We start from the raw sequence: 5,880 nt of genomic DNA on the forward strand, positions 1-5,880 counted from the left end.
TTCATTACGTCCCCTTGGCGAAGGTCTCCATCTGGGCGAGGACGAGGTCGATCGCCGCCTTCGGGCAGCTCCAGCGGGATGTGAGCCGGTTCAGAGCAGCGCGTGCTCGGCGGTCGCCAGGAGCCGGGCCGCGACCTCGTCGACCGGCAGCCTGCGGCCGGTGTAGAGCAGGTCGAACGCGTCGAAGCTGGTGAGCAGCCAGAGGACGTCGACCGCGGCGGCCACCGGCACGCGCAGGAGGCCGTGGGCGGCCAGGCGTTCGGCGAGATGTTCCATCCCGCCGAGACGGTCCTGCTCGGCCCGTCGCAGCGCGCCGTCGAGCGCCTGTTCCATCGAGCGCAGGGCCCACAGGGCGTCGCGCTGCCCGGCGTACACCCGCACGCTTGCGGTGATCCCGCCGCGCAGGTGGACGAGTGGGTCCGGATCCTGCACGGCCTGCACCAGGTCCGCGAAACCGCCCCGATCGAGCACGTCCTGGGTGAGGGCGTCGAACCGCCCTGCCCGGGAGCCGAACACCAGGTAGACCGTCGACCGGGCCACGCCCGCCTGCCGCGCGACCGCCTCTACGCTCGCGAGCCGGGGCAGCTGTTCGTACATCGCGTCGAGGATCCGGCGGCGGGTCTGGTCCGCACCAGCCGTGCGCAGCCGCTGCTCGTAGCGACGGGGAGACATGACTGCACCCTACGTTCGATGGACTGGCCGTCCGATGGAAGACAGCATGCCCAGTGAAAGACAGGCTGTCTCGAAACGAAGACAAGCCGTCTGTCAACCGTGGTGAACCGGACGGTCGGGGCCGCCCGGTGGGAAGCGAGAATCACGGTGCGGAGCGGCTGCTTCGAACAAGTTCGAACAAGAGGGATGGCGACAGTGAGCGGAACCGCGACGAGCACTCCGTCGCCGGCGTCAACGGGCGCGCCGGTGGCACCCAGCGGGGAGCAGGTCGAGATCGTCTACGGAGACGCGCGAGCCACGGTCGTCGAGGTCGGCGGCGGGCTGCGGACCTTCGAGGTGGGGGGTGTGGCCGTGCTCGACGGGTACGGCGTGACCGCGATGGCGGCCCGCGGCCGGGGACAGCTCCTACTGCCGTGGCCGAACCGGATCGACGGCGGCCGTTACACCTTCGCCGGGACCGTCCAGCAACTGCCGGTGAATGAGGTGGCCACCGGCAACGCCATCCACGGCCTGACGCGCTGGTCCGCGTGGGATCTCGACCGGTCCGGCCCGTCGGCGGTCCGGGCCCTTTGTGCTGCGCGCCCAGTCCGGCTACCCGTTCACGGTCGCCTTCACCGCCGACTACCGGCTCGGACCGAACGGTCTCAGGGTCACGATGAGTGCGACGAACCTGTCGAGCGGGCCGGCGCCGGTCGGGATGGGGGCGCATCCCTATCTCTTCGTCGCCGGTCGGGACGGGGCTCCGACTCGCGCGGACGACGTGCTGCTGACCGTACCGGCGCGCAGCCGACTGGTCACGAATGATCGACTCATCCCCATCGGAGCCACCGATGTGACGGACGGTCCGTTCGACTTCCGGCACGCCCGCGCGGTCGGGGACGTCGTCCTCGATACCTGCTTCACCGATCTGGACCGCGACGCGGACGGCCGGGCCCGGGTCCGGCTCGGTGCGCCGGACGGTGGGAGCATCGTCGTGTGGGCCGATGAGGCCTGGCCGTACCTCCAGGTGTTCACCGGTGACACCCTCGGGCCGGACGAACGCCGGCGCAGTGTCGCCGTGGAGCCGATGACGTGTCCCGCGAACGGGTTCAACAGCGGTGACGGGCTGCGGGTGCTGCCACCTGGCGGAACCTTCGGCGGCTCGTGGGGGGTCGTGCCGACGGCGCCGCCGGTGCCGGCGGCCTGACCACGTACGTCAGCGCTCGTCGTGCCGGGCGCCCGTCACCGTGCGGTTCCCGTCACCGTGCGCCCGTGCTGCTCCGGCCGAGGACGATGTCGATCCACTCGGCCACGTGGCGTGCTATGACCGCGGGTTCCTTCATCCAGTCGAAGTGACCGAGGTGGGTGGATCCACTCGTGCGGTCCAGATGGACGCGACGGACCTCCGAGCCCGTCAACCGGGTGGTGAAATGGTCGACCGCCCGGCGCGGCGCGAGATGGTCGGCGTCCAGGGAGATGGCCAGTACCGGCAGGGTCACCGCGCCGAGAAGACCGAGGAGGTCGGGCTCCGACTTGGCCAGCCGGTAACAGTCGGTGCGGGCACTTCTGGCCCAGTCCAGCATCAGCGCCCTGGGCTGCCGCCCGCCGAAGCCGAACCGGTGCCCGGGCCAGTAGCCCAGCAGCTGCGACACCCCCGCGACGAACGTGGAACCGCCTAGGACCCAGGCCGAACGGAGGGGCCTGAAGACGCGCCAGTACGAGGTGCCCGCGCCGATGACGGCCAGGCCGCTCAGCCCGCCGTTGTCGGGGGCCTCCCGCGCGGCACGCAGGAGCGAGAGTTGTCCGCCGAGACTGTGACCCACGACGAACAGCGGCGCCCCGGGGAATCGTTCCCGCGTCGCCGCCGTGATCGTCGGCAGGTCGTCCTCGACACCCTCCTGGTAGCCTCCCCGGCTGCCGGCCGAGCGCCGGAGCGCCGCGGCTCCGTGGCGATGCCAGCGCAGATCGGTTGTTACGACCGAGTACCCCAGCGACCGCAGTGCCTCGGCGAAGGGGGTGTAGTACTTCGTCCGAACCCCCATCGCCGGAAGCAGGAGAATCACCGGCGCGGACTCGTCGGCCTGCGGAAGAACACGCAGGCCGAACCGTGTCCCGGCAGCGGTGGAGACCTCGAGTTCCGTCTCGGTTCCCGCCGCGGGCCCGGTCTCGCCGGCGGCCGCCGGCGGGGTAGGAACAAGAGCATCTGCGGACACGTGCCGCTCCTTCCATCCGGATCGCCGATCGTCTGATCGGTATTTCCGGCAGCGGGTCCGATAAAGGTTGGTGAGTGCGGCCGGAAAGCCGGGCACGATGGTGAGCGTAGTAACGTCCGTGGACTTCCTCCAGTGAACTCGCGGAGGACGCCCGGGCCGGGACACCCTCGCCCGGGTGTCCCGGCCCGGGCGAGGGAGAGCCGCGGTTACGGGCTTTATCTGCGGGCAGGGCCCTCCTGTTGCCGGAGGCGCCTTGCCCGCAGGTGTTTTGCCTGCAGGTGTTTTGCCTGCAGGTGTCTTGTCAGGAGGCGTCGAACCAGGCGCGGTAGTCGAACTCCGCCTTGGCGACGAGGGTGCCGGCGTCGTCGTAGAGCAGCGAGCCCCCGCGGATCTCGAAGTGTTCTTCGGCGGTCCGTTCCGCTGCCGGGTGCGCGACCTCGAGGTCCACTGAACCGTGGGCCCGGATCCGGCCTACCGCCGGCCGCAGGTACATGATCCGGCAGTCGCGCAGCACGAAGCTGCGGAGGCTGAAGATCCTCGGTGCCAGGGCGCCCGAGAACGCTGCGGCTCCGGAGACCTCGGCGGCGAGGAACTGCGCCGCCGCATGCACGGTACCCATGTGGTTCTGGAGGTCGGGTCGGTTGGGGAGCTCCGCCACGCCACCGTCCCGGCGCAGCTCGACGACCCGCACCCCGGTCAGGTTACAGAACGGCACCATCGTATCGATGACGGAACGGAGTTGTTCGAGATTTGGTGGCGCGTCACCGTTCGCCTGAAAGTGCGCCTCGCGAACCATCTCCAATGGGGATCGTATCTCCGACTGAGCAGACATGTTACTGAGCATCCGCTGGACAGGTTTCTTCAGGATGAATTCGAGGCGACTTTACGAACCCTTTGCCATTGGTGATTCCTATCGTGCGATTACATCACCTTGTGATGTCTTGCAGGTATATAGGGGGTCTAGGAGGATGCCTAGGAGGATAATGACAACACATCCGCCGGGGACCTGTCGTGTCAGTGTGACGATCGGTTGACCGGTATACTTCAGGGAGTCTCCGACCATGTACGACGTGATTGTCGTGGGAGCGCGCTGCGCCGGCTCACCTGTGGCGATGTTGCTTGCCCGGCGCGGTCACCGGGTGCTGCTCGTCGACCGCGTGTCCTTTCCCAGCGACACGATCTCCACCCACTATCTTCAGCAGGCCGCACTGCTCCGTCTGCGGGAGTGGGGGCTGCTCGACGCACTCACGGCGACCAACTGCCGGCCGATCACCGACATGACGGTGTCCCACCTCGGTGTGGTCATCCGCGGGTTCGCTGACCCGATCGACGGACTGGCGTTCTCGATGGCGCCGCGCCGCATCGTGCTGGACAAGATCCTGCTCGATGGCGCGGTCGCGGCGGGTGTCGAGGTCCGGGAGGGCTTCTCGGTCCGCGATCTGATCCGCCACGACGACGGCACGGTCGCGGGGATCGTGGGCCGGGACGCCACGGGAGCCGTCGTCGAGGAGCGGGCCACTCTCGTCGTGGGCGCCGACGGCCGCAACTCCGTCGTGGGTGACCTGGTGGGAGCCGACTTCTACAAGGTCGTGCCGGCGGCCAGCTTCATCTACTACTCCTATTTCAGTGGGCTGGACTGGCAGTTCCACAGCCGGTTCGGTGACCGTGAGCAGTGCGCCGGCTGGCCCACCCATGACGGGCTCACTCTCGTCACCGCGATGCGCAACCTCGAGGATTTCGAGGAGTTCCGCGCCGACATCGACGGGAGCCTGCGCCGGACCTTCCGCAGCGTCGCGCCCGAGCTCGCCGAGGATCTCGACAGCCATGGCGTCGTCCAGGAGGACCGTTACTACGGAATCCGTTACCCGGACAACTACTACCGCACGTCCTATGGCCCGGGTTGGGCGCTGACCGGGGACGCTGGTTACCACAAGGACCCGGTGACCGGTCTGGGCATCACCGACGCCTTCCGCTGCGCGGACCTGCTGACCGAGCACGTGGACCAGGCGCTGCGTGGCGACCGGCCCATGGGCGAGGCCCTCGCCGAGTATCAGCGGTTGCGCGACGAGGAGTCGGCCGGTGCGTTCAATTTCACCACGACGCTGGGCGAGCTGGACTTCCCGCCACACCTCGTGGCGCTGTGGCGAGCCCTACCGAACAATGAGACGGCGCGCGCGCAGTTCTTCGGAATGATCGCGGGTGTCGTGCCGTCGTCGGTCTTTCTCGCGCCGAAGAACGTCGAGTCCATCATGTTGGCCGCGGCGGCCGTGTAATGGACAGTCGACCGATCATCGGCGGTCCGACGCCGTCGCCGATGCTCACCGTGGTCGGCGACAGCTTCGCCGAGGGCCGCGGTGACCCGGCGCCCGACGGCGCCTGGATCGGCTGGGCGCCCAGAATGGCCGCGGCTCTGGGTATCCTGCGCAGTCGCGTTCTCAATCTGGGGCGGAACGGCGCGACGACGCAGGATGTCATCGACACGCAGCTCGACGTCGCTGCCTCCGCCCCGGCGGCCCTCGTCGGGATCGCCGCGGGCAGCAACGACCTGCTCGCGGACTACTCGCAGGCCAGGTTCGAACAAAACTTCACTCACCTAGTCGCAACTCTCGCGGTCCCGGGAACCACCGCGTTCACCTTCACCTTCCCGGACCTCACCACCAGGCTCTCGGCGCCGCCGGCGATCCTGGACGTGCTCCGCGCCAGGATCGAGCAGGCGAACGACCATGTCCGCTCGACCGCGGCGAATCACGGAATTCTCCTCGTCGATTTCGATCACGTCGACCGCGCCCACGATTCCCAACTGTGGAATCCCGGGGACTACCATCCTAACGCGGCCGGCTACGAATTTGTCGCCGGTCTCCTCGCGGAGTTGGTGCGCGAAGTCCTGTCGCGTCCGGCTCCCCGGATCCCGGTGCCGGTCCCATCCTGGCCCTGTTCGGTTGACCGGTCCCTCGACGTATTCCGACCCGACGTCGAGTCGGATCGGGAGTGAAGTATCTCGGGTCTTCGAAGTTAA

Annotated in this window: 6 protein-coding genes and 1 pseudogene; 4 read left to right on the top strand and 3 right to left on the bottom strand. The window is 68.5% G+C overall.

What is annotated here, in order from left to right:
- Window positions 1–90: 90 nt before the first annotated feature.
- Window positions 91–672: a TetR/AcrR family transcriptional regulator gene (locus tag AC08OU_RS21185; protein WP_476602128.1), complete on the bottom strand. Its 582-nt coding sequence runs from the start codon at window positions 670–672 to the stop codon at window positions 91–93.
- A 186-nt stretch (window positions 673–858) separates the two neighbouring features.
- Between AC08OU_RS21185 and AC08OU_RS21190 the strand changes: the two are divergent.
- Together AC08OU_RS21190 and AC08OU_RS21195 are read left to right on the top strand one after the other, a co-directional pair.
- A pseudogene (locus AC08OU_RS21190) lies at window positions 859–1,161 on the top strand (aldose epimerase family protein); the annotation flags it as partial.
- Between the two features lie 82 nt (window positions 1,162–1,243).
- Window positions 1,244–1,858 carry an aldose epimerase family protein gene (locus AC08OU_RS21195; RefSeq protein ID WP_476602127.1) on the top strand — a complete coding sequence of 205 codons (615 nt, stop codon included), beginning with the start codon at window positions 1,244–1,246 and terminating at the stop codon, window positions 1,856–1,858.
- 52 nt (window positions 1,859–1,910) lie between these two features.
- On the opposite strand, the gene AC08OU_RS21200 is transcribed toward AC08OU_RS21195, so the two are convergent.
- Both AC08OU_RS21200 and AC08OU_RS21205 read right to left on the bottom strand, forming a co-directional pair.
- Window positions 1,911–2,864 (bottom strand): alpha/beta hydrolase family protein, encoded by a 954-nt coding sequence (locus tag AC08OU_RS21200; protein WP_476602126.1) that lies wholly within the window; start codon window positions 2,862–2,864, stop codon window positions 1,911–1,913.
- Window positions 2,865–3,165: 301 nt separating this feature from the next.
- Complete coding sequence (locus AC08OU_RS21205; RefSeq protein ID WP_476602125.1) at window positions 3,166–3,660, bottom strand: PaaI family thioesterase; 495 nt, start codon at window positions 3,658–3,660, stop codon at window positions 3,166–3,168.
- A gap of 265 nt (window positions 3,661–3,925) precedes the next feature.
- Between AC08OU_RS21205 and AC08OU_RS21210 the strand changes: the two genes are divergently transcribed.
- Both AC08OU_RS21210 and AC08OU_RS21215 read left to right on the top strand, forming a co-directional pair.
- Window positions 3,926–5,137, top strand: coding sequence for an NAD(P)/FAD-dependent oxidoreductase (locus AC08OU_RS21210; RefSeq protein WP_476605622.1), 1,212 nt, complete (start codon window positions 3,926–3,928; stop codon window positions 5,135–5,137).
- Window positions 5,138–5,178: 41 nt separating this feature from the next.
- Entirely contained in the window at window positions 5,179–5,856 is a 678-nt protein-coding gene (locus AC08OU_RS21215) for an SGNH/GDSL hydrolase family protein (protein WP_476605623.1), read from the top strand.
- Window positions 5,857–5,880 lie beyond the last annotated feature (24 nt).

It is taken from the genome of Frankia sp. CcMO1 (assembly GCF_977945845.1).

Excerpts from the sequence above, each read along its gene's own strand:
- AC08OU_RS21185 (WP_476602128.1), bottom strand. The coding sequence starts at position 672 with ATGTCTCCCCGTCGCTACGAGCAGCGGCTGCGCACGGCTGGTGCGGAC.
- AC08OU_RS21205 (WP_476602125.1), bottom strand. The coding sequence starts at position 3,660 with ATGGTTCGCGAGGCGCACTTTCAGGCGAACGGTGACGCGCCACCAAAT.
- AC08OU_RS21210 (WP_476605622.1), top strand. The coding sequence starts at position 3,926 with ATGTACGACGTGATTGTCGTGGGAGCGCGCTGCGCCGGCTCACCTGTG.
- AC08OU_RS21215 (WP_476605623.1), top strand. The coding sequence starts at position 5,179 with ATGCTCACCGTGGTCGGCGACAGCTTCGCCGAGGGCCGCGGTGACCCG.